The 23,086-nt window shown below is 55.3% G+C and carries 25 protein-coding genes and 1 riboswitch; of the genes, 12 read left to right on the top strand and 13 right to left on the bottom strand.

Features of this window, described 5'->3' with window-relative positions; genetic code table 11:
• Position 1: 1 nt before the first annotated feature.
• The gene (glcE, locus tag FIV00_RS24415) at positions 2-1,192 is read left to right on the top strand and encodes a glycolate oxidase subunit GlcE (RefSeq protein WP_152503185.1); all 1,191 of its coding nucleotides are present in this window, start codon (positions 2-4) and stop codon (positions 1,190-1,192) included.
• A gap of 44 nt (positions 1,193-1,236) precedes the next feature.
• The gene (locus FIV00_RS24410; protein ID WP_152503184.1) at positions 1,237-1,596 is read left to right on the top strand and encodes a DUF4870 domain-containing protein; all 360 of its coding nucleotides are present in this window, start codon (positions 1,237-1,239) and stop codon (positions 1,594-1,596) included.
• A gap of 73 nt (positions 1,597-1,669) precedes the next feature.
• Here the strand turns inward: FIV00_RS24410 and FIV00_RS24405 are convergent, their stop codons facing one another.
• A complete protein-coding gene (locus FIV00_RS24405; RefSeq protein ID WP_152503183.1) occupies positions 1,670-2,299 on the bottom strand; it encodes a hypothetical protein in 630 nt (209 codons plus the stop codon).
• Between the two features lie 246 nt (positions 2,300-2,545).
• Between FIV00_RS24405 and glcF the strand changes: the two genes are divergently transcribed.
• On the top strand, positions 2,546-3,883 hold the full coding sequence (glcF, locus tag FIV00_RS24400) for a glycolate oxidase subunit GlcF (RefSeq protein ID WP_152504435.1): 1,338 nt from the start codon (positions 2,546-2,548) through the stop codon (positions 3,881-3,883).
• A gap of 10 nt (positions 3,884-3,893) precedes the next feature.
• Here glcF and clcA read toward each other — a convergent pair whose 3' ends face one another.
• The 3 genes from clcA to FIV00_RS24385 form a co-directional block, all read right to left on the bottom strand.
• On the bottom strand, positions 3,894-5,249 hold the full coding sequence (gene clcA, locus FIV00_RS24395; RefSeq protein ID WP_152503182.1) for a H(+)/Cl(-) exchange transporter ClcA: 1,356 nt from the start codon (positions 5,247-5,249) through the stop codon (positions 3,894-3,896).
• A 175-nt stretch (positions 5,250-5,424) separates the two neighbouring features.
• A complete protein-coding gene (locus FIV00_RS24390; protein ID WP_152504434.1) occupies positions 5,425-6,180 on the bottom strand; it encodes a L,D-transpeptidase in 756 nt (251 codons plus the stop codon).
• A 249-nt stretch (positions 6,181-6,429) separates the two neighbouring features.
• The gene (locus FIV00_RS24385) at positions 6,430-7,050 is read right to left on the bottom strand and encodes a DUF2927 domain-containing protein (protein WP_209006697.1); all 621 of its coding nucleotides are present in this window, start codon (positions 7,048-7,050) and stop codon (positions 6,430-6,432) included.
• Between the two features lie 378 nt (positions 7,051-7,428).
• On the opposite strand from FIV00_RS24385, the gene FIV00_RS24380 reads away from it, so the two are divergent.
• On the top strand, positions 7,429-8,178 hold the full coding sequence (locus tag FIV00_RS24380; protein WP_152503180.1) for a protein phosphatase CheZ: 750 nt from the start codon (positions 7,429-7,431) through the stop codon (positions 8,176-8,178).
• A gap of 147 nt (positions 8,179-8,325) precedes the next feature.
• Complete coding sequence (locus tag FIV00_RS24375) at positions 8,326-9,000, top strand: DNA-3-methyladenine glycosylase I (RefSeq protein WP_152503179.1); 675 nt, start codon at positions 8,326-8,328, stop codon at positions 8,998-9,000.
• Positions 9,001-9,012: 12 nt separating this feature from the next.
• On the opposite strand, the gene hisG is transcribed toward FIV00_RS24375, so the two are convergent.
• Genes hisG through hisS form a run of 3 tightly spaced genes read right to left on the bottom strand, consistent with a single transcriptional unit; the run spans position 9,013 to position 12,609 of the window.
• Positions 9,013-9,981 carry an ATP phosphoribosyltransferase gene (gene hisG / locus FIV00_RS24370; protein WP_152503178.1) on the bottom strand — a complete coding sequence of 323 codons (969 nt, stop codon included), beginning with the start codon at positions 9,979-9,981 and terminating at the stop codon, positions 9,013-9,015.
• 3 nt (positions 9,982-9,984) lie between these two features.
• Entirely contained in the window at positions 9,985-11,139 is a 1,155-nt protein-coding gene (locus FIV00_RS24365; RefSeq protein WP_152503177.1) for an ATP phosphoribosyltransferase regulatory subunit, read from the bottom strand.
• 3 nt (positions 11,140-11,142) lie between these two features.
• Positions 11,143-12,609, bottom strand: coding sequence for a histidine--tRNA ligase (gene hisS / locus FIV00_RS24360; protein WP_152503176.1), 1,467 nt, complete (start codon positions 12,607-12,609; stop codon positions 11,143-11,145).
• Between the two features lie 399 nt (positions 12,610-13,008).
• On the opposite strand from hisS, the gene FIV00_RS24355 reads away from it, so the two are divergent.
• The 4 genes from FIV00_RS24355 to FIV00_RS24340 all read left to right on the top strand — a co-directional run bounded on the left by FIV00_RS24355 (position 13,009) and on the right by FIV00_RS24340 (position 17,437).
• Complete coding sequence (locus FIV00_RS24355) at positions 13,009-14,139, top strand: glycosyltransferase family 2 protein (RefSeq protein WP_152504433.1); 1,131 nt, start codon at positions 13,009-13,011, stop codon at positions 14,137-14,139.
• Positions 14,140-14,161: 22 nt separating this feature from the next.
• Positions 14,162-15,649, top strand: coding sequence for a glycosyltransferase family 39 protein (locus FIV00_RS24350; RefSeq protein ID WP_209006696.1), 1,488 nt, complete (start codon positions 14,162-14,164; stop codon positions 15,647-15,649).
• 102 nt (positions 15,650-15,751) lie between these two features.
• Positions 15,752-16,549: a ChbG/HpnK family deacetylase gene (locus tag FIV00_RS24345; protein WP_152503174.1), complete on the top strand. Its 798-nt coding sequence runs from the start codon at positions 15,752-15,754 to the stop codon at positions 16,547-16,549.
• A gap of 198 nt (positions 16,550-16,747) precedes the next feature.
• Positions 16,748-17,437, top strand: a complete 690-nt coding sequence (locus FIV00_RS24340) for a Crp/Fnr family transcriptional regulator (protein ID WP_152503173.1) — start codon at positions 16,748-16,750, stop codon at positions 17,435-17,437.
• Here the strand turns inward: FIV00_RS24340 and FIV00_RS24335 are convergent.
• A complete protein-coding gene (locus FIV00_RS24335) occupies positions 17,434-17,868 on the bottom strand; it encodes an Rrf2 family transcriptional regulator (RefSeq protein WP_152503172.1) in 435 nt (144 codons plus the stop codon). The genes FIV00_RS24340 and FIV00_RS24335 overlap by 4 nt on opposite strands.
• A gap of 138 nt (positions 17,869-18,006) precedes the next feature.
• Between FIV00_RS24335 and FIV00_RS24330 the strand changes: the two genes are divergently transcribed.
• From FIV00_RS24330 to FIV00_RS24320, 3 genes are all read left to right on the top strand, one after another.
• Complete coding sequence (locus FIV00_RS24330; protein WP_209006695.1) at positions 18,007-18,453, top strand: group III truncated hemoglobin; 447 nt, start codon at positions 18,007-18,009, stop codon at positions 18,451-18,453.
• Positions 18,447-18,668, top strand: coding sequence for a hypothetical protein (locus tag FIV00_RS24325; protein ID WP_152503170.1), 222 nt, complete (start codon positions 18,447-18,449; stop codon positions 18,666-18,668). Before FIV00_RS24330 ends, FIV00_RS24325 begins: the two co-directional genes overlap by 7 nt.
• A 241-nt stretch (positions 18,669-18,909) precedes the next feature.
• The gene (locus FIV00_RS24320; RefSeq protein WP_152504432.1) at positions 18,910-19,254 is read left to right on the top strand and encodes an acyl-CoA thioesterase; all 345 of its coding nucleotides are present in this window, start codon (positions 18,910-18,912) and stop codon (positions 19,252-19,254) included.
• A 6-nt stretch (positions 19,255-19,260) separates the two neighbouring features.
• Here FIV00_RS24320 and FIV00_RS24315 read toward each other — a convergent pair whose 3' ends face one another.
• From FIV00_RS24315 to FIV00_RS24295, 5 genes are all read right to left on the bottom strand, one after another.
• Complete coding sequence (locus tag FIV00_RS24315; RefSeq protein ID WP_152503169.1) at positions 19,261-19,557, bottom strand: hypothetical protein; 297 nt, start codon at positions 19,555-19,557, stop codon at positions 19,261-19,263.
• Between the two features lie 41 nt (positions 19,558-19,598).
• Positions 19,599-19,723, bottom strand: a riboswitch (SAM-I-IV-variant riboswitch).
• Between the two features lie 101 nt (positions 19,724-19,824).
• Positions 19,825-20,514 (bottom strand): ABC transporter ATP-binding protein, encoded by a 690-nt coding sequence (locus tag FIV00_RS24310; RefSeq protein WP_152504431.1) that lies wholly within the window; start codon positions 20,512-20,514, stop codon positions 19,825-19,827.
• 20 nt (positions 20,515-20,534) lie between these two features.
• Entirely contained in the window at positions 20,535-21,773 is a 1,239-nt protein-coding gene (locus FIV00_RS24305) for an ABC transporter permease (RefSeq protein WP_152503168.1), read from the bottom strand.
• Positions 21,770-22,783, bottom strand: a complete 1,014-nt coding sequence (locus FIV00_RS24300; RefSeq protein ID WP_152503167.1) for an efflux RND transporter periplasmic adaptor subunit — start codon at positions 22,781-22,783, stop codon at positions 21,770-21,772. Before FIV00_RS24300 ends, FIV00_RS24305 begins: the two co-directional genes overlap by 4 nt.
• 82 nt (positions 22,784-22,865) lie before the next feature.
• Positions 22,866-23,078 carry a SlyX family protein gene (locus FIV00_RS24295; RefSeq protein WP_152503166.1) on the bottom strand — a complete coding sequence of 71 codons (213 nt, stop codon included), beginning with the start codon at positions 23,076-23,078 and terminating at the stop codon, positions 22,866-22,868.
• Positions 23,079-23,086 lie beyond the last annotated feature (8 nt).

Below are 23,086 nucleotides of genomic sequence, written 5' to 3'. Positions count from 1 at the left end.
CATGGACGCAACATTCAAGCCGCAAACGGCGAAAGACGTGGAAGTCGCCGTGAAGTGGGCGGCTGCCGAAGACCAACCCCTGGAGATCGTGGGACAGGCTTCCAAGCGGAACCTTGGACGACCGGTTCAAACCGCCCACGTGCTCGACTTGTCGGAACTCTCCGGGGTCGACACTTACGAACCGGCGGAGTTGGTTTTGACCGTCAAGGCAGGAACACCGATTGCCGAAATCGAAGAGCTGGTTGATCAAAATGGGCAGGAATTGTCCTTCGAACCAATGGACTATGGTCCGCTTCTGAATGTCGCTGCCCGCCAGGGAACCGTGGGTGGCGTCCTCGCAGCGAACCTGTCGGGACCGCGCAGGCTGAAGGCAGGAGCAGCACGGGATCATATCCTTGGCATGGAAGCTGTTTCGGGCCGTGGCGAAATTTTCAATTCCGGCGGCAAGGTGGTCAAGAATGTCACCGGTTACGATCTGCCGCGCGCACTTTGCGGTGCATTCGGTACTTTGGCTGTGGCAACGACGGTGACATTGAAGGTCAACCCGAAACCGGAAACTTCGGCGACGTTCGTGCTGTCCGGGTTGGATGCTGGACGCGGTATCAGTGCGCTCTGTAAAGCAATGGGCTCGTCTGCAGAAGTCTCCGGCGCTGCCCATCTTCCGGCCGGAATCGATGGCGACATAAGCAGGACACTGTTGCGTCTGGAAGGATTTGAAACGTCCGTTGACTATCGGTTCAAGACACTGGAAGGCCTTTTGAAAAGCTATGGCCCTGTCTCCCGGATTGAAGAGCGAGACAGCAGGAAACTCTGGCAGACGGTCAGAGACGTTCGCCCGTTCGCTGGGGTAGACAATCCAGTCTGGCGGATTTCCGTTGCTCCGACGGTTGGCCCAAAATTGGTCGAAACCCTTGAAGAAGAACTGAAAGTCAGCGCGTTTTTCGATTGGAGCGGCGGGCTCATCTGGTTGATGTGCCTGGACGGACTTGTCAATGATCAGCAAATCCGGGCTGCTGTTGACGCGGTTGGCGGTGGGCATGCCACGCTTGTGCGGGCAGTCCCATCCATCAGGTCAAGCGTCGCCGTTTTCCAGCCGCAACCAGCACCTCTGGCAGCGCTTTCCAAACGGTTGAAAGAACAATTCGATCCAAAAGGTGTGCTAAACCCTGGACGTCTGGTCATGGGCGTGTAGTTTGTTTTACATTTCCAATCGTATTTTTAATTGCGGAGCGTGAAATGGAAGAACAATCCGATGTTGCCGGCTACATGGAGCCGGGCGGCAAGAACGCCACACTTGTCTATATCCTTTACCTGGTAAATATCATTGTGCCATTCACCGCGATTGTCGGCGTAATTTTCGCCTACTTGAATCGCGGCAAAAGCACGGGCTGGGTCGAAAGCCACTACACGTATCAGATACGCACTTTCTGGATCGGGCTGCTGTTCGGCATCGTCAGCGCGTTGCTGACCATCGTGCTGATCGGTTTTCTGATGATTATCGCAGTGCTCATTTGGATGATCGTGCGTTGCATCAAGGGGCTTCAGCTGGCGGGTCGTAACGAGCCCGTGCCCAACCCTGAAACCTGGATGTTCTGATCCGGCTATCTGCTAACGACATCGACACCCCCAAACCTATGGTAAGGGGTGTCGGTGCTTGCCTGAGATGATGTCAACTAGCCGGAAGGCATTTGACAGTGACCTTGTAGCCATAGCCATCACGCTGATGGGTGGTGTTCTTCAAAGACCACTTGTTTTTCTTTGCCTTGTTTTTTCGGGCTGCGACCGCGTCCAGCTCAAAGTAGGCTTTGGCCGACACCGTCCAGGTTTTGCCGAGGGCCACAGATTTCTTCATGCCACTCTTGATCTTCTTGTCCAGATTGAGCGAGCAGGCCTGAACCGGGTCCCAACCTTGCCACTTGATTTTCTTCAGAGGGATCGTCGGCTTGTAGGAGATTGAAACGGTGCGTTTCGATCCTGAACCGACATCGCGATTCTGAAAACTCTTGCTCCAAAGCGACCCATCGCCCTCGAAGTAAAGCACGTTTTTGAACGAGCCAACCTTCATCGCGACAATGCGCTCGCCGTTGGTCGCCTTGCCGTAGAGGCGCAGCAGGAAGCGATGCGACTTGGATTTGATCTTGGTGTAATTGTAGGAGCTGGCGGAAACTTCGACAGGAATGACGTCGATGCCGTCGCGTTTGACTTCAACCTTCTCAATCCAGTCCTTGGCCAGTGCACCTGTTGCGAGGCTGGAAAAGGCTACGGTTATAAAAAGGGTCTTGGCAATTTTCTTAAACATAAAAAGTCCTCAATCGGGGTTAATCGGCCCACTGACGAGCACTCTAGGTGTTCGGGTTTGAACTGTTTCTGAGCGGGGCGTTTATCTCGTATTCACATTCCATTCGCCTGGGCCGAGAGGTGTCGGCCAGATCGATGCATTGTCCAATTGGGCAAAACGTTTGTGCCGGAAAGGCATCTTGTGCCCCTATTTGTGAGCCCGTACCATCTGCCGGCGATTGTCGAAGGTGAGGGAAACGGGAACGCGATGCAGACAAATTTCACTGCGGAACAGCTGAAAGACCGGCATGTTGCGGAATCTGAAAAAATTCTGCGCAAATGCGTGCATTGCGGTTTTTGTACCGCGACCTGCCCAACCTTCACATTGCTGGGCGATGAGCTGGACAGTCCCCGTGGGCGGATCTACCTGATCAAGGACATGCTGGAGAACGACCGGCCGGCAGACGAGAAGGTCGTCAAGCATATCGACCGTTGCCTGAGCTGCCTGGCCTGCATGACAACCTGTCCTTCCGGGGTGCATTACATGCATTTGGTCGATCATGCCCGGGCGCATATTGAAAAGACCTACAAACGCCCCTTGTCCGACCGTCTGATGCGTTCGGTTCTTTCGTTTGTCCTGCCTTATCCAAACAGATTCCGGTTCGCTCTTATAGGTGCCTATTTCGGACGGCCGTTGGCCGGGCTCTTGAAGTCATTCGGTGGTCCCTTCACCAAAATGGGCGCAATGCTGGAACTGGCACCGTCAAGAGCGCCGATGCGTGGCCAGTTGGAGGGGCCAGGTGTTTTTTCGTCAAAACAGAAAAGCCGCAAAGGACGGGTGGCACTGTTGAGCGGATGCGCCCAGCCAGTGCTGAACCCCGGCATCAACGATGCAACCATCCGGCTGCTACAACGTTCCGGTTATGAAATTGTCTTGCCGAAGGGTGAGGTCTGCTGCGGTGCTTTGGTGCACCATATGGGCAAGGAAGAAGCCTCGCTTGAAAATGCCCGTCGCAACGTGGACGTCTGGTCGGCGGAAGCTTCGGGCGAGGGACTTGATGCAATCCTCATTACCGCATCAGGCTGCGGCACGACGATCAAGGACTATGGCTACATGCTGAAAGATGACCCTGCCTACGCTGAAAAAGCTGCGCGGGTTTCAGCTCTTGCAAAGGATGTGACCGAGTTTCTGACCGGGGTTGATCTTGGCGAGCCGCAGGTGCGACAGGACCTGAAGGTTGCCTACCATTCGGCCTGTTCCATGCAACATGGCCAGAAAATCACACGCCAACCAAAGGACCTACTGAGCGCCGCGGGTTTTCAGGTGAAAGAGGTGCCTGAAGGACATTTGTGTTGTGGGTCGGCTGGAACCTACAACATTCTTCAGCCGGAGATCGCCCAGAAGCTGCGCGACAGGAAGGTCGCCAATATTGAAAGCACCGGACCCGATGTCATCGCAACAGGCAATATCGGCTGCATGACCCAGATCGGTCTGGGCACGCACATACCTATCGTGCATACGGCGGAACTGCTGGACTGGGTTTACGGGGGGCCGGAGCCCGAAGGTCTCGCTCCGGTTCTGCACGCACCTGAAGCCGCAGAATAGCTGAGCCGATTTAGCTCTCGCGGGTGCCGAGCTGCACCGGGGTTTTGTCTTTCTCGTCGTCGACGCTTTCACCCGCCAGTCTGAGTGTCCGTTCCAGAAGCTGTTCGTAAATGGGTCGGCCACCGAGGTGATGTGCCGTCAATGAGGCTGTCGTGCAGGTCACCAGAACCGGCATGATCAGCGCATAAGCGCCCGTCAACTCCATCACCAGCACGACGCCTACGAGCGGGGCGCGGACTGAGGCTGCAAAGAAACCGCCCATGGCAGCAACAGCACAGGCAGCGCGGAAATCCGATTCGATCGGCAGCCATTCAACCGAGGCGACGCCAAACGCGAGACCGGCGCAAGTGGCGATCGATAGCATGGGCGCAAAAATGCCGCCGGGAACGCCGGAGGCATAGGAAAACAAAACCCCGCCGAAACGCAGCAAGGTCAGCAGCAACAGCGCATAGACACCGTAATTGCTGGCAATCAGATGATGAACAAGATCCTCGCCGCCGCCTGTTGCATCCGGAAAGGCATTCAGAAGAATACCGGTCAGTGCGCCGATAGCCAGGGCGGGAAGCCAGCGCAACCCTTTGGGAATGCGCAGGAAAAGGTCCATTACCGTGATCAGCGCATAATTGAAAAAGACACCGAGTGCGCCGAGAAAAATCCCGAGAAGGCCAAGCAGCAGAAAACTCCAGACGGGAATGTAGCTGACTTCAACGAGAAGGATAGGGCCTATATGTGTCAATTCCTCCATCACGGCGGCGCTGAGGATCGACGCTATGATAACCGCCATGTAGGTCCGGTAGGAAAAGGGAAACTGCCGTCTTGTCTCTTCAACAATGAATAGGATCGCCGCCAGGGGAGCGTTGAAAGCGGCAGCCAATCCGGCAGCTGCACCGGCTGCCAGCAATCCCTTGTGCTCGGGCGCGGTCACGTTGCCCGATTTTGAAATCGCCTCGGCTGTCATTGCCCCCATGTGGATAGTGGGGCCTTCGCGACCTAGAACCAGGCCGGAACCGAGTGCAAGCAGACCGCCAAAAAACTTGGCCACGAGAACCCGGGCCCAGTTGAGGGGCCGTTTGTCTTCCATAGCGCCTTCAATTTCCTGAATGCCGCTGCCAGCAGCTTCCGGGGCGACGCGTTGAACAATTAAGAACGCACCCGTTACACAAATCGCCGATATGCAAATTGAAACCAGATAGGGCAGATAGCCGGAGCCTAGCGAAGCCCTGAGAGCACCATATTGGGCAAACATAAATTCCAGCCCGGAATGAAACCCCGTGGCCAATCCTCCGACAAGCAGACCGACAAGCGCCGCCTTCACAAAATAGGCCGCGTCGGAACGTGCAGAAAAGGATTTGGAAGGTTCTGTCATGCCACGGGCCGGAAAAACTTCGGTTGTTGCTCATTGGGGAATGAGCAGTCTGGAAAGACAAACTGCAGACAAACCAGCCTGTGCGCAAGGCTTGCGCAGGATTGCAAAAAGAAAACGCGCAGGAAGACACCTGCGCGTTTCTTGATCGACGAACTCTTTTTAGAGAATTCAGGGCTCAGATTACGTGCACCCTTGTGCCAACTTTAACCCGCTCATAAAGGTCCATCACGTCTTCGTTGCGCATGCGGATACATCCAGAAGATACAGCATGCCCGATGGTCCACGGCTGATTTGATCCATGGATACGATAAAGTGTCGAACCCAGGTAGAGCGCACGCGCGCCGAGCGGGTTTTCCGGTCCGCCAGCCATGAAGGCAGGCAATTCCGGGCGACGTTTGCGCATCGCTGCCGGTGGGCGCCAATCCGGCCATTCGGCCTTGCGCGTAACCTTGTGGGACCCAGCCCACTCAAACCCCGGCTTGCCGACACCGACACCATAGCGGCGGGCGGTCCCGTCATTTTGCACCAGGTAAAGGTAGCGTGCGTTGGTGTCGATCACGATCGTGCCCGGCTTGTGCTTGCCGTGATAGTCAACAACGGTTGGCAGGAATTGCGGGGCAACCTGACGGCTTTGCGGCTGACGCGCCTGGCGTTGCGGTTGCTGACGAACCGGCTGCTGGCGTGGTGACCACCAGTTAGCCCGGCGAACCTGCGGCTGGACCACCTGGCGACGTTGCACAGGCGCGGCCACACGGCGCTGCGCGCGGGGCTGAAGTTGCAACACCCAGGGTTCAGTCAGGTTGGGGCTCAAAACGAGCGGAGGTGGCGATACCTGACCGGCCAACGCCTTGGTGCCCGGAAAACCGGTAACAACGACCAGGGCGCCAACGGCAACCAAAGCCAGACTCGAAACTTTTTTCATAAGGAACATGGCAGCACTCATAAACTTGTCATCGACCACGTTCACCGGCATTTACAAGTACCGGTTAACGGATTGGCAAGGATGATAAGCGCTGCCACTCAGTCAAAAGTGAATCTGACTTAGAGAAACGAAGTAATTGTTTCTTATGGTTATTTCTTGGTTGAAGAACAGGCTTAACAAAATACTATCGATCGCATTGCGACGTAGTGAATCAATTCAATCGATATTGAATCTTTTGCTCTTTCAAGGAAACCTTGGTTAACGAACACGGCGTCGCGCATCCCGAGCAACAATCGGCAAGATGTCCTTGGTCTGTTGTTTTGACATACCGGGTCTTATGCGCGGGTCGTAGAGCATATTGAGAATCAGCTGGTCGAAAACCGTAAACCTGCTGTGCCGGGAAGAATCGTTAAAGACGGAATGGGTCAGGGCGGCGTCGTCATTCATGGGCCCCAGCCCTTGAAGAAGTTCTTCGACAAGGCAGCGCCGAAATAAAAACTCGCCTTCGTCCGAAACGATGACCGCAGCCGATCTCTTGATGCCATTTCGACCTGAGACAACACGGACAAGGCATCTGCCGGGTACCCTTGCGCGATCATTTTTATAAATGTCTTTGCGCACAACAGGTTCGTACTGAACCCTGTCGACAACATAGACCTCAAAATTTGCGCTTGCCCGGTCGTTCGTGATCGCCGTCGTCAGGCCACCCACTCTTTTGCCGATTTCCTTTACGAAGCGGTTCACGGTCTTTCGACGGTCGCGGGCGGAAAGATTATGAACATAGAAAAGCACCGGACGCGTGAACTTCTTCACCAGATAGGGCCGCCAGCTCCAGCTGCGATATTCTAGACCAAACACCGTCTTTTCGAATCCATCCATGATTTCTTCCATGGAAAAGGATTCATTCGCCGACTTTGCCGGAGACGATAAAAAGAATCCGGTCATCAAAAGAATCAGCAGATTGGCGTGCAGGTTTTTCATCTGGGAATGGGCCGCTTCACCATCACATTGGGGCAGGCAGGAGCCGGACCGGTTTTGCAGTGTCGTTCGTTGTCATACGCCAAGTCATTCCCTTGTTCTTGTCGCGGGAGGATAGCCAAAGCACCTCAATGAGGAAAGCGATTAAACGGTTTCCCGAGTGCAAAGCGTCGGTCCATTTGCTCCCAGAACTGAAAAAACAATTCTTTAAACTTCCGCTGTTAAAGATGGATCTCGCAGCGATTTCAATCGCCAAAGGGGCTAGGGACGGGAGTAAGCATGGCCGCGGTGAAAAGATCCTTTCGAGCGGAAAGCTTGATACGTATGAATGCAGGGGCGAACGACGACCCCGGATATGCTGAAGAACGCCGTCACCAGGAAGTCTTGGCGGAAATTGCCAGTCTGAAGGCCATGATGCGCAAGGGTGCTGGAGAACAGCAGGCCCTCGACCCGGAGGAAATGGGTGCGAAATTCATGTCTGAGTTCCGCAAGGAACTGTCGGAGGCTGCCAAGCTGAAGGTCGAGCTGGACGCAATGTATGAAGCGATCGCTCAGACCAAGAAGGAAATCGCTACACTGCATCACACGACGGGTTCCAAGGGCGAAGAAATGACCCGGGTGACCAATGAGCTCGATGCTGTCGTGGTTGGAACGGAAGGCGCGACTGAAACGATTCTTGCTTCGGCAGAATTTATTGACGAGACCGCCAACACGCTGTCTGCACGCGTTGACGCTGCGGATGCCGAACTTGCGAATGACATCCAGGAAAAGGTCATCAGCATCTTTGAAGCCTGTAACTTCCAGGATCTGACCGGACAGCGCATCACCAAAGTGGTCGCGACACTTCGATTTGTGGAAGACCGGATAATCCAGATGATGGATATCTGGGGCGGCATCGAAACCTTCAAGGAATTCGAAGTCGAAGAGCGAAACCTCAAGGAAGGCGACGCTGCTCTTCTCAACGGCCCGGCGCTGGAAACGGACGCCGACGTTGCGACGCAGGACGACATCGACGCACTGTTCGCCTGATCAGCAGTCACATTGCTGGAGAAACGAAAAAGCCTGGCTGTCTGCCGGGCTTTTTTTTGTTTGCCTCCAACGGTTTTGTTGCTGCCTTGCCAACACGTTCAAATTGGCCTAACAGATAGAGAACAAACAGTGAATATTGAGCGGGCCATGACCGAACAGAAAAGCACATCAGCAGCAAAGCCTGAACCGGATCCGGATACCGGGTTGATTGTGGGGGCGGATGGGCTAAGCCGTTGCTGGTGGTATGGCGGTCTGGAGGACTACCAGCGCTATCACGACGAAGAATGGGGCTGGCCGGTAGATGACGATCGTCGGCTTTTTGAAAAGATCTGCCTGGAGGGGTTTCAATCAGGCCTTTCCTGGCTAACCATTCTGCGCAAGCGCGAAGGGTTTCGCGCGGCATTTGCAAATTTTGAATTCGAACGCGTGGCAAAATTTACCGACAAGGATGTCGAGCGTTGCCTGAATGACAGTGGAATTGTTCGCCATCGCAAGAAAATCGAATCGACCATCAACAATGCAAACAGAGCGCTCGAACTGAGAAAGGAATTCGGTTCCCTGGCAGCCTATTTCTGGTCATTTGAACCCAAGCCGGAAGATCGCCCGGAAAAAATTGATTTTCCAACTGCAAAAACGCTCGGCAAGACCGCCGAAAGCACAGCGCTGTCCAAGGATCTCAAAAAACGCGGCTGGAGCTTTGTGGGTCCGACAACGGTTTACGCCTTCATGCAATCCATGGGCATGGTCAATGATCATCTGGAAGGATGCTTCTGCAGGGAAAATATCGAGAAGGCCAGGGCCGACTTCAAGCGACCGGTCTAAAGCTGGTTTAACCTAACTGCCGACCTTTTCCTGCAAAGGTGCGAACAACTTGTTTTCCCTGGAGAAAACATAATCCAGTGTCTCGACGGTGACAGTGTCGGCGCCTTCCGCGATCAGCAGCTGTGCGCAATCCGCAACAGCATCTTTCGGGCACAGCACACTGACATGGTTCATGTCATCGCTTTCAGAAAAACGCTGCAAGGCCCCGACGTGGCTTACGGCTCTTAGGGCTTGTGTCCGATCATCGACCACGGCTTTGACCAGCTTGACATCGCGTGCGGCCTCTTCCGCGGCAATCCGGTCGAGAATGGCGCGGGCTCCCGTCAATGCCTCGTCTGACCAGTCTGCGTTTAGGGACGCCACCAGGTTGGCCTGGCTTTTCAACATGACACCGTCAGAGAGTATCTTCAGATTGTTGGCCTGAAGCGTGGAGCCGGTGGTGGTGATGTCGACGATCAATTCCGCAGACCCGGCCGCTGGTGCACCTTCCGTCGCGCCCGCGCTCTCCACGATCCGGTAATCGGCTATGCCGTGATTTGCAAAGAAGGATCTGGTCAGGTTGACGTATTTCGTGGCAACTCGAAGCCGGCTTCCATGGCGGTTTCTGAAATCAGAGGCAACATCGGAAAGATCCGCCATCGTCTCGACATCAATCCAGGCCTTTGGAACAGCGACCACGACATCCGCCGGCCCGAAACCAAGTGGTGTAACGACGTGCACGGTCGTGCCCGGATCGGCGATATTCTCGTGCACAAGGTCCAGGCCGGTGACGCCGAAATGAACCGCACCGTCTGAAAGCGCACGGGCGATCTCCGAGGCGGAAAGAAACGCGATCTCGACACTGTCGAGGCCTTTGATGGCGCCGCGATAATTGCGGGCGCCGCCCGGTTGCAGAACTTTTAGACCTGCACGGCCGAAGAAATCATGCGTTTTTTCCTGCAAGCGGCCCTTGGAAGGGATGGCGATGATCAGTTTGCTCATGTGTCAGCCCTCAACGCTCGCTGCAATCCGGTCCAGCCACATGGAGAACCCGATTGCCGGAACATCCTCCTCAGCACCAAGCAGATTGACCAGCTTGTCGTAGCGACCGCCGCCGACAAGCGGACCTTCCACGGTTTTTTCGGAAGCGTGTATCTCGAAGACGAAACCGGAATAGTAGTCCAGACGCCGGCCGAACTCGGCAGCAAAACTCAGGCGCGTGGGGTCGATGCCCTTTCGGTCAACAGCCATCATCCGCTGCTCGAATGCAGCAAGTGGCTTGTCGAGGACAAGGCCGAAATCCTTGCCGAACTGGCGAAGGACCGATGCAGCATGTGCACCGTCGGACTTCAGCGTGAGATACGCAGAAAGCGTTTTTGCTGCTTTGTCATGACCGCGAGCACCTCTTGCAAGCGCAGCCTGTTCGAGAAAACGATCTGCGATTTCACTGGGGGTGCGCCCACCGACAGCGGATATCCCTGCTATGGAAAGAAGATCTTCAACAACCGCGTGCGCTGCTTCAGGATCAGCACCTTCCATAGCGGATAGAAAACCAAGGCGGACATCCCGGCCTTCATCGTCGGAAACGGTACCACCCGCCATTCTGTCGATTGCAGCTGTAAGCTTGTCGGTTTCACCAAAGAGGTCGCGCAGACGTCGGCGCCAGACGCTTGGAAGCTCCAGTCCGTCGAGAACGGCGGCAAAAAGGGTTTCATCACCAACGCGAATAGTGTTTTCCCGGACCCCGAACGTCTCCAGCGCATTGACAGAGAGCGCCAACAGGTCAGCATCGGCTTCGCTTGTGTCGGTCCTCCCCAGGCTTTCCGCCCCGAGTTGAGGTATTTCGCCGAGGCCGGCTGGTCGCTGCCGAAACACAGGGCCATTGTAACAATAGGCAGCAGGCAGGCTCACCTGATCTTGCGCCAGGTGATGACGGCAAACCGGTATGGTGAAGTCAGGTCTGAGGCAAAGATCTAGACCGTCCGAACCGTTGGTCAGATAAAGCCGGCGTCGAATATCTTCGCCTGTCAGATCCAAAAAGACATCCGCAGGCTGAAGGATCGGCGGATTGACTTCCGTATGACCGGCCGCCTTGAAGAGTTCAAGCACCGCATCGATTTTCGACGGATCGGGTCTGTTCATCTGTGCCGAGCCATTCATGGCTTACTCCTCGCCGGCCCGTCTGCGATCATCGGCTTGCCCATCCAACAGTTCCTTCACGGTCGCGACAAGTTCAGATACCTTAACCGTGACCTGAGCCGGGCGGCTTTCGCGCCAGGTGATGTTGTCTGCGATTTCTTCCGACAAACGTTTGCCTTCAATAAGGTCCTTGATCTGGATCTCCCCGGCCTCGCGCTCATCCGAACCCTGGATGATAGCGATGGGACAGCCACGCCGGTCAGCATATTTCAGCTGATTGCCGAATTTCTTCCAGTTGCCCTGATACATCTCTGCGCGAACACCGGCGGTGCGCAGATCCTGAACCATTTTCTGGTATTTCCCAAGGGCAGCCGTGTCGCCATCCATGACGGTCACCAGCACCGGAGCTACCATCTCAGCAGTGCCGAGCTTGCCCAGGTTCTTCAATGCCGTCATCAGTCGGGAGACACCGATAGAGAACCCGGTTGCCGGTACATCGCGTCCGGTGAAGCGTTTGACCAGGCCATCGTAGCGTCCGCCACCACCAACGGAACCGAACTGAACCACTTCGCCCTTCTCGTTGGTCACATCAAAAAGGAGCTCGGCTTCATAGACAGGGCCGGTATAATATTCCAGACCACGGACAACCGATGGATCGATCTTGATCCGGTCTTCGCCATAGCCGCAACTGGCAAAGATAGCAGCCATTGTGTTGAGTTCAGTGATTCCGTCGTTCTCAATGCCGCCTGTTCCGGAGAGAAAGGCAACAAGCGTGTCTATTGCGCCCGGCTCCAGACCAGCGCCTTTGGTAAAGTCGCCGCTTTCGTCCTTGCGGCCTTCGCCGAGCAGAAGACGGACGCCCTCAACACCGAACTTGTCGAGCTTGTCGATGGCCCGCAAGACGGTGAGGCGTCGTTCTTCGTGTGTTTCACCGCCAAGGCCCACACTTTCCAGAACGCCGTCCAGGACTTTGCGGTTGTTGACGCGGATGACATAGTCGCCGCGCGGAATGCCGAGGGCTTCCATTGTGTCAGCCATCATCATGCACATTTCCGCATCTGCCTGCACACCAGGAGCGCCGACTGTGTCGGCATCGAATTGCATGAACTGACGGAACCTGCCTGGACCGGGCTTTTCATTCCGAAAAACCCAGCCAGAGCGGTAGGTGCGATACGGAAGCTGAATTTCGTTGATGTTTTCAGAAACGTGCCGGGCAAGTGGTGCCGTGAGGTCGTACCGAAGGCTCATCCACTGTTCGTCTTCATCCTGTACGGAGAAGACACCGGCGTTCGGTCTGTCGGTGTCGGGAAGAAATTTTCCGAGACAGTCGGTGAACTCAAAGGCAGGTGTTTCGACAGGGTCGAAGCCATATTGCTCATAGACTGCGCGGATATTGGCCAGCATCTCATCCGTTGCGCGAATGTCGTCAGCAGTGCGGTCAACGAAGCCACGCGGCAAGCGGGCTTTCAGTTTGTTCGGTTTCTTGGCCATGAAGTCTTTTGATCCTGGCGAGTTCCCGGCGGGTCGGCGTCAGTCGGCAAACCGCCCGGTATTTGTGATGTTGCGGTTGTCCTATAAGAAACAGGTCACAAGGGCAAGACGGGCGAAAGCGCCAGATGTCACAAGGATTTGCTCACCTTGGCCCTCGGATTGACGCAAAGCTGTCGGATTGCCTTGTTTGCTTCACAGTTCCCGTTAAAAGGGCTCTGCCGGGGCGGACTGAGACCAGGGACATTGCGGCCAAAGGCTGAAGGCTCCAGTTCTTGTTTTCGAGTATTTAATCTCTGGCGGGCTATGGTCCGGGGCAAATTGTGAGAATTGCGGCTGCTTGATCTGCCAAGGCGGATAAGATGACAGCGGATAAGGTTTGAGATGGACAGTGCAGTGCAAATGGAAGACAGCAAGGCCAAGGACGTTGGTATGCCGGCAACTGCACAGTCCGCCGAACTCAGTGTAATCCTGCCGAGTTTCAACGAAGCTGCCAATATTCCGATCCTTGTCGGGCTTCTGGATACGGCGCTGAAGGGCGTTCGCTGGGAAGCGATTGTTGTCGACGATAACTCGCCGGATGGAACAACCAAGGTTGCGCGCGACATTGCCGCAAGAGACGCCCGGGTCCGCGTGATCCGCAGGATTGGAAGACGCGGCCTGTCCGGAGCCTGTATCGAGGGCATACTCGCATCTTCAGCTCCATTTGTCGCCGTAATGGACGCCGATCTGCAGCATGATGAAACCATGTTGCCCAAGATGCTGGATGCCTTGAAAAAGGATGACACCGATCTTGTGGTCGCCAGCCGGAAAGTTGACGGTGGAACGGTGGGCGAAGGTCTGTCTTCGATACGTGCGTGGGGTTCCAATATCGCAAATGGTCTGGCGCAGAAGCTTCTCAATGTGACACTGAAGGATCCGATGAGCGGTTTCTTCATGGTCAGGCGCGAAAAGGCGGAAGCTCTGGCACCACAGCTTTCACCGCAAGGTTTCAAGATCTTGCTTGACCTGGTGTCCAGCTCGAACGGAGCGTTGAAAATCAAAGAGCTTCCGTTCACCTTTCGCGAGCGGCAACATGGCGAAAGCAAGCTCGATACGCTTGTGACACTGGACTATTTCGGCCTGCTCCTTGCCAAATATTTCGGTGATGTTGTCTCCGTTCGTTTTCTGATGTTCGGGCTTGTCGGTGCCAGTGGCCTTGTCGTGCACCTTGTGGCCCTGCGTCTGTTCCTGCTGGGCGACATGGAGTTCAATCTTGCTCAGACAGCAGCGTCTTTTGTTGCGATGACATCCAACTTCTTTTTGAACAACCAGCTGACCTATCGCGACCGGCGCTTGAGCGGCGTACAGGCCGTGATAGGCCTGTTCACTTTCTATGCCGTTTGCTCTGTGGGTGTGTTGGCCAATGTGGGTGTAGCGAACCTGATGTATGCCGATCCGGCCTATTGGTGGTTCGCAGGCACGGCAGGCGCGGTCATGGGAGCTGTCTGGAACTATGCGGCGAGTGCGGCTCTCACCTGGCGCAAAAACTGATCCGATAAAGATGACTTCACGGATGGACACAAGGAACGAGCCGATTTACCTGCGGCCGGCCGGTCTGGTGATTATCGTTGCGTTGCTGACAGCTATGAAGCTGTTTGCTGCATCACAGGCTCATTTCGTTGAGGACGAAGCCTATTACCGGATCTGGGGGCTCAATCCGGCGCTCAGCTATTTCGATCACCCTCCGATGATCGGCTGGTGGATCGCGATCGGACAAGCGGTGTTCGGTGACACGGTTTTTGCAGTCAGAGCCATGGTGGTCCTGTCCGGTCTCATCGGTTCTTTCGCTCTTTGGCGCACCACCTCGATTTTGTTCAACCGCACTGCCGCCGGCTGGGCGGTCTTGTTCCTCAACACCAGCCTGCTTGTTGGCATCGGCGGTATTCTGGCAACGCCGGACGCTCCTTCGGTCTTGTTCTGGGGTCTGAGCCTTTGGGCACTGGCCGAACTTAGTCGCTCTCACAACGCAAACTGGTGGCTGGTGGTCGGCCTGATGGCTGGCTGCGGCCTTCTTTCCAAATACTCGGTACTCTTTCTGGGTGCAGGCATTGTGCTTTGGCTTCTCTGGGTGCCGGGCGCACGGCGATGGTGGAGATCTTGGCAGCTTTGGGCCGGCGGACTGATCGCACTGTTGTGTTTTGCTCCTGTGCTTTACTGGAACCAAGCGCATGAGTGGGCAAGCTTCTACAAGCAGTTTGGCCGGGCGGGTGCAGGCGGCTTCACGGCAAAATATGTCTTTGAGTTTTTCGGAGCGCTGATCGGCCTGCTCAATCCATTGATTGCAATTCTCGCCGGCTTCGGCGCCTACCATATGGTGAAGGGCTTGAAAGCGAGAGAAGGCGCGCCCTCGCTGCTGCTCTTGAGCGTCGCTCCGTTTCTGCTCTATCTGCTCTATCACTCCTTGCACGCAAGGGTGCAGGCCAATTGGCCCGCGCCTCTTTTTCCCGCCTTTGCGATCATGGCGGCGGTGTTCGTGGCTAACGTCAAAATGCGCACACGAGTGTGGCAACGGGTCGGGGGCGTCGGGGTCCTTTTGGGGATCGTTGTTGCGTTGATCGTTCAATTGCATGCGGTTGAGCCGATCACCGGACAGTTCGCGCGGAAGGATCCGACTTTCCAATTGCGCGGGTGGCCCGCAATTGGTGCTTCGGTCCAGGCGATTGCCGATGCGGAAGATGCCGCCTTTGTTGCAACAACGAGTTACGGCCTGAACGGTCAACTGGACTTTCTTTTCAAAGACAAGTTGCCGGTATTCCAGGTGACCGAACGTGTGCGGTATCTGATGACGCCACCACCCGACACAGTTCTGCTGGAAAAACCAGGCCTTTATGTCACCGAAGATCGCCGAAACCAGGCAGATGAACTTCAGAAAGTCTTTGAAAAGGTCGAAGAAGTCGCAGAACTGGAGCGCATGGTTGAGGGGGTTCGTTTGGAACGGTTGATCGTTTACAAGATTGAAGGTCCGACCGGACCTGTTTTGGAGCCGGTCCGTTACAGATAGGACACGTGCGGCAAATCGCTTGAGTTCACAACGGACTTGCATTGCGCGGGCGAATGACGCAGGGATGTGGCTGAATAATTGCTATTTGCCCGCCGGAATTAGATGAAGCGAATAACACTTGGTGCCTTGGATTATGGTCTCGCTTTCGGGGTTGACCGCGCCCTGCGCGAACTCGCTGAAAAGGGGCGCTTGAGTGCTGTCGGCGCACTTGTCGCAACAGAGCTTTGGCCCCGCGAGTTTCGTCCGCTGCAGGAAACGGCTGAAAAAGTCGGGAACCGGGTTCTCTTTGGGGTAACGATTGCCTTCAGTGGAGATCGAGTGGCACCAGTCAGTTCGCGCATGCAGGAAGTTTACGGTGAGAGGATGTTTAGCCGTGAAAAGCTGAATTTCCGCGCCTTGACCCGTCTGATGCCAGATGAACTACTGCTGGAAGAAGCCAAGGCACAACTGGCAAGGTACAGCGTGTTGATGAAGCGTCAGCCTGACTTCATCGCCGTTCGCGAGGGTCTGCTTTCCAGTATGTCGATTGCACGCCTTGTTCTGAAGGCCGTTGATCATGCTGACTTTGAAAAACCGCCTCTTTTGATTTCGCCCGTTCCACCGGGTTTGAAGGCACTGCGGTTGTCCCGTCTTGCCAAAGCCCACAACATGAAGCTTTTGCCAAGAGCGGAACCTTTGCCGCAAACGGATGATCGCGAAAATCTGCAGCGTCTTTTGCACAATCACTTCGATGGCATGAGCGATCTCAGCTTTGTCGCTGCAATTCCCGGCAGGGCCGATGATCGACTGAGACGCGAAGAGCCACGAAAAAAAATCGCGATCAGGGAATGTCAGTACGAGGTTTTGGCCAGTACGAGGTTTTTCCATACTCTGGACAAAAAGGACGTGTTTTTGAACTAGGATCGCTATTTCAACGAAAAAACGGCCCTGCGGGGAACAGAGCCGTTTTTCGTGGAGGCCTGGAAGGGGGGAGGGGCGACCCCGCTTCCATGACTTTAGATATAGGGTTATTTTGCTTGATTGCACGTGATGAACATCACAGGATTGCGACTGATCCAAAAAAGTTCGTCGCGGCAGCGCTGTTGGCAGGGGGTAGGTGTGGCGGAAATTAAAGATTTTTTGAAGAACAGCTTTTCACTTGAGGGGCTGGATCCGGAATTGGCTGTCGGGCTGTCTCGGCTTGCACGGCCCATGAAGATTGCTGCTGGAACAATTCTTTTTGAAAACGGCGACCCGGGCAATGGTTGTTATGCCGTGCTGGAAGGGTCGTTGAAGGTGTCGCTATTGTCCGTCGAGGGCGACGAACAATTGCTGGCCGTTCTCGGGCCGGGCGACCTTGTCGGCGAACTGGCGCTTCTGGATGGCAGGCCCCGCTCGGCGACAGTGAGCGCATTGAAAGAGGCGCAACTCGCCTTCATTGACAAGGCGGCGTTCCAAAGGTTCTCGGACGAGCACCCGGCTGTTTATCGTCATATGCTGTCAATTGTCGGCAAGAGGCTACGGCACGCCAATGACGTTTTGGCCGCACGCTCGTTCCTGCCGCTTCCCGGCAGGGTTGCGCAAACTCTGCTGCAATTGGCAGAAACCTTCGGCAAACCTCTCGACGACGGCCGAATGCTGATCCACTACAAGCTCAGTCAGGCCGACATCGCCAATATGGCCGGCGCTGCGCGCGAGAATGTCAGCCGCGTGCTCAATGACTGGAAACGGGCCGGAACGATCAGCCGGATCTCTGGCTATTATTGTCTTGAGCAGATCGAGTTTCTCGAACAGGCTTCAACGCTTTAGCCAGTGGCGTCCAACAGTCTTGCTTTCTGTGTCCCTGCGAGGATTGAAGCCAGGGTCTGTCCATTCAGGCTGTCCAGAAATGCTTCTGCAGCCTGTGCCATTGCACTCTTCAACGCGCAGCGTGGCAGGAAAGCGCAGGCTGCAGTTGACCCGGGTTTCAGGCAGGCGACCACGCCAAGGTCTGGCTCGATCAGCCGAACAACATCGCCAAGCCGGATTGCTTCCGGCGATTTTGCCAGCCTGATGCCACCGCCACGACCGCGAGTGGTTTCCAGATAGCCGCCCTTTGCAAGGTGGGCGACGATCTTCATCACATGCGATTTTGCCAGCCCCAGCTGATTGGCAAGCTTTTCGACGGTCTGCGGATTGTCTGACTGTCCGGTGGCCATGAGTATTCTCAAGGCAAAATCACTGGCCTGACTGAGGCGCATGGCAGCTTCCCGTAAAACATTCATCTCAGATGTTGATTTTAGTATGAGCTTGTGTCATTTAAAAGATGCATCTTAAATGAATGTTTGGAGAAGATGATGCAAACCGGCAAACCCTCTAGCCGTCGCGACAGACGGCCCGTGATCGACAAGGGCGATCGCCTGCAACGTTATGAACACGTGAACGAACAATCGATTCACGTGATGGTCCAGACATTCTATGGCTGCGTGCGCGAGCATCCGCGACTAGGCGAAATCTTTAACAGTCGGTTGGACGGCAAGTGGGATGAGCATCTGCCGAAAATGGAAGCGTTCTGGCAGTCTGTTCTCATGAAGAACGGCGCTTACAAAGGAAAGCCTGTACCGGCTCACCTCAAGCAAAAAGAACTGGTGAGTGCGGACTATGCCTTATGGCTTGGTGTGTTTCGCCCTGTTGTGCGCGAGCTGTTCGTGCCCGACCTTGCTGACGAAATCATCGCGGTTGCAGAGCGTATCGCGCAAAGCCTGTGGCTGGCGACTTTTGGATTTGCCGGAGCAGTGCCCCCACCTGAACTCACCTCGAAACAGGACTGGATCGGATCATGTTGATCGCAATCGTGCTCGTTGCCGAGGTGCTTGTCGTTGTCTGGTTCGCCGTTTTTTCCCTGATGTTGCTGTCGATGTATTTGGATTCGCGCGACCTGCCGATGCCACGGCACGATACGGCGGGCCGATCCCTGATCGGCAGTGCAAAGGCAGCGTTCATCACTGGAATGTTGGCACTCGCAATCCTGACGGTGATTGAGATCCCCGGTTTTGCTTGAAAAAGGAGTTTCCTTCACATGCGCAAGAACTTGCTGCAGCGCGGCCTGCCGATTGTCCTGATCTGGATCGCTGCACCATTACCCCTCTGGATCATGGCAATCATGATGCTGGTGATTTGAGTGACTTTGATCAAGTAGGACTTGTGATCTCTGCCGCGGAGGGTAGTCTCGACCTGTCTGAAAAAGGAGGGGCTCGGCCGTGACCGAAAACAAACCGAATGGCGATCTGACATTGCGAACAATGGCGATGCCAGCTGACACCAATGCTTCAGGTGACATTTTCGGTGGCTGGGTTTTGTCGCAAATGGATTTGGCCGGCGGTATTGCTGCCGGTCAAAGAGCAGAAGGCCGCGTCGTTACGATTGCGGTCGACAAGATGAAATTCATTCGTCCCGTTCATGTCGGTGACGTTTTATGTGTCTATACGGAAGTGATCCGCGTTGGACGTTCTTCCATGGAAATCAGGTTGGAAGCCTGGGCTCTGCGGCATCGGTATGGACACCGTGAAATGGTCACCGAAGCCATATTCACGATGGTAGCCGTCGACGACGGTGGCAAGCCGCGTCCCGTTCCCAACAACGATTGACCAAATCTAGCGTTCAGACGGGTGACGGTTGACAATGTCAGCGAACAGATCCTCGTCGACCGCACACGTGCAGCCATTTGCCCAAAGCTGCAGAAGGCTCTTCAGCCGGTTCAAACGTTCATCCGGGTGCAGGGCCGCCTTGTGTCGGGGCAATCCACCGACAATACGCAAAGACTTGATGCGTGCCAGAACACAGTCTTCGGCAGCCCGCTGCCAGATTGACGCTTCGGCGAGTTCGGCATGAGCGCCAAGATGATGCTCGATCAGGTCTGCCGCACGACCGGCAAATGGCTGTTGAGACAAAAAATCCTCCATCGGTTGCCCGAGGAGGACTGGCGCATGCTATTGAACCGCTTGGTTGCCGGTTAACCCGATGTGAGGGTCTTTCCAGCCGCATCCCTATTGCGGGGACCACCTTGCCCGGTTCGGCAGGTTGGCGAGGGCGCCAGCCCTTCTCTTGATGATAACGGGCTTATGACATGTCTTCTCGCCAATGGCAAGCGGCGAGCCGATGACAAATTCATTCGTGATTTCAATGTTACCAGCGCTGAGAAGGCTCTGATAGCTTCGTTATTGTTTTCGGTCGTAGTCAATTCGCCCGTCGACCAGATGAACACGCCGTTCCATGCGATTGGCCAGATCCATATCGTGCGTGACAGCGATAATGGTGGTCTGCTGGGTTTCGACGATCTTCTGCAGGCTTTCGAAAACCTGTTCGGTAGCAACGGAATCGAGGCTTCCCGTGGGCTCGTCTGCGAGTATCAGGTCTGGCGAATTTGCAAGCGCTCTGGCGACAGCCACACGCTGGCGTTGACCACCGGAAAGTTGCTCTGGTCGACGGTTCAGAAAGTCCTCAAGTCCTAGCCCGGCCAGAAGGCCTTCCGCATGTTCATGCTGCTCCCGTGGCGGCAGCTTTCCAAGCCGCTGCATCGGGATCATGACATTTTCCAGCGCTGTGAATTCCGGCAAAAGAAAATGAAACTGGAAGACGAAGCCAATCTTTTCCAATCGGATGTGGGCAAGTTCGCTGGAAGACAGACGGTCGGTTTCCGTTCCGGCGATCCATATCTCGCCCTCGGACGGCCGGTCGAGCAGGCCTAGCAGATAAAGCAATGACGATTTTCCAGAACCGGAAGGTCCGGTGATCGCGACAAACTCCGAATGACCGATCCGCAGGCTGACATCCTGAACCAGAGTTACAGGGACGACGGCGGGCAATATTCGGGTCAGGCTACGTGTTTCCAGCAGCAGGCTCTCCATCGGCACGGCATCAGGTGCAGTCACGTCGCCCCCCGTATGATGTCAACGGGATTGAGACGGGCAGCCTTGCGGGCAGGGATCAGGCCGGCAATTGCGGAAGAAAACAGCGCCAGAAAGCAGGCGATCACGTAATGCAGCGTCGAAAAATAAATCGGCAGACTGGTCACCTCAACATCCGTCGTAAGTTCGAACTTTACGGTTGCGAGGTAGCTGGAAAGTCCGAAACCGAGCACTGACCCGGCGATCGCGCCAAGCACGCCGATCACGAGGCCTTCAAGGACGAAAATCTGCTGAATGTCCCTCTCCGGAAATCCGAGTGATTTCAGGATCGCGATGTCTTTTGCCTTTTCATGGACGATGGTGGACACGATGTTGAAAATGCCGAAGCCTGCCACGACCAGTATGGCACCGACGACCGTATACATGATGATGTTGCGCACGAAGAAGGCTTCCATCAGTCCTTCATTCGCTTCCTCCCAGGAAACTGCCTTGTATCCGAGCTGGCGTTCGGCGCGGGAAGCGACATCGTTTGCCTCGCCAATATTTGAAAGACGAATGGAGATGCTGTTGATGATGTCGGGTTTTTCCAGAAGGATCTGGACAGCTTTCAGGGGCGCGTAAGCAAAGCCTTCGTCGCTGGCGGTGATGCCGGTGTGAAAAAGTCCGACGATCTTGAACCTTTTTGCCACACCGTTTGCCGATGTCAGTGTGACAGTGTCCCCGATATCTGCGCCGAGTCTTTGAGCAGCCTTCCGGCCAAGCACAAGACCATTTGAAGTCACCTCAAGATCCTTAAGAGACCCCTGGCGCATGTCGTCCTCGATCTTGGAGACTTCAAGTTCATAACGCGGCACGACCCCGGTCAGGGTCAGGCCGATGTCCTGTCCGCTGTAGCGCAGCACCGCCTGGCCGCTCAATCGCTGTGCCATGGAACCGTTCACCCAATCGCGTAACGATGCCAAAGCCTCTGTCGGATTGCGGATACCGCGCAGATCTTCCTTCGGTCTGAGTCCGTGAAATGCAACTGCGTCAAACCGTTCGCTGGCGGGTTGCAAGGCCGGAGCACGTTGTTCATCCTGGATCTCGACATGCGGAATTGCTTCGATCAATGTTGACATGAAATCCCGTTGAGAGCCTTCCATCAAGCCAGCCATGGCAACTGAAAAGCCAACCCCGAGTGCGACGCCAAGCGTCGACACCACCGTCTGACGCATGCGGTTGCGCACATGAGTTGCCGCGATCCTGAGCAATAGAATCATGGCTGTTTCCCGGCCTCGGTCCGGACGGTCTGCCCCGCTTTCAGGTCTGAATTATAGGGAAAGACAATTCTTGAGTTCGGGTCCACACCGTCCAAAACTTCTACAGCGCGTGTGCCACGGATTCCGGTATCGACCTGTAGAAGCGAGACAGTGTTGTCTTCAGCAATCGCCTGCACGTTTGCACCATCAAAGGCGGCAAGCGGCAAAAGCAAAGTGTCGCTTTCCTCAGCCGTGACAATATTGATTTCAGCGGTCATTCCGATGCGCAAGGGTGTGTCGTCCGGCAGATCCAGATAGACACGGTAGTTCTTCAACACGGGATCGCCCATGGGCGTGATCCGTGAAACAGTTGCCATCAGGTCCCGATTTGGAAACGCGTCTGCCTTGATGAGTGCTTTCTGACCTTTGACGACTTTCGGAATGTCTTCTTCATTGACTTCCGCAATCAGCTGCAGCGGTTGGGGTTGCCCAATCCAAAACAGAACATCTCCAGGCTCTGCAACTTCACCGACCGAACCATCCTGACGCAGGATTACGCCGTCCATCGGAGCGACGATACTGTAGTCGCGCAAGCGCTCCTTTTGTGCTGCAATCATGGCATTGACGCGGATGAGTTCGCTTTGGGCTTTGTCGTAGACCTGTTGGCTGACCACCCGTCGTTCCAGGAGCTGCATGGCGCGTTGTCTGTCGGACTTGGCAAGAACCTGTCGTGCTTCCAGCTCGGCCAGTGTCGCACGGGCATCGCCACTGTCCAGCTCGGCGAGCTGGTCTCCCTTGGCGACTTCCATGCCTTCGCAACCGCAGAGAGAGGTAATGCGCTCACGGATAATGCTGGTGACTTTGGCCCAACGAACGGGTTCAACAACAGCCGTCGCGTAGACGACTTCCGCCGCACTGCCTCTATAGGGCGCAACGACTTCAACAATAGGCGGGCGCGCATTCCACCAGGAGATGCCGGCAATACCGGCAATCAGGACGATTAGAAAACCCAGATATTTCAAGACACGCATGAAGCACCTTCTTTGAAGCTTACGTCAGCATAGTGTCTTTGCAAAAGCGGGCCTTGGAATGGATCAAACGCCCCAAATTTCCTCAGTAGTGAGGTGGTTTGTCGATCTGGTGGCCCGGCAGCACGTTGTCCATCAGCTCTTCCACCTGATCAGTCATGTTTGCAAGGACACGTTTCATTCGCTCGATCTGTTTGCCTTGCTCGATCACAACGGTATTGAGTTCGTCGATGGTGTTGTTGGCGTGAGCGAGATCAATTTCAAGCTTTTCAATACGCGCTTCCCTGTCGTCCGACATCAAATTCT

This window comes from Labrenzia sp. THAF82, assembly GCF_009363435.1.
GTDB classification, from domain to species: Bacteria; Pseudomonadota; Alphaproteobacteria; order Rhizobiales; family Stappiaceae; genus Roseibium; species Roseibium porphyridii.
Note: the sequence above shows the minus strand (reverse complement) of the source record. Positions and strands in the feature narration are given on the sequence as shown.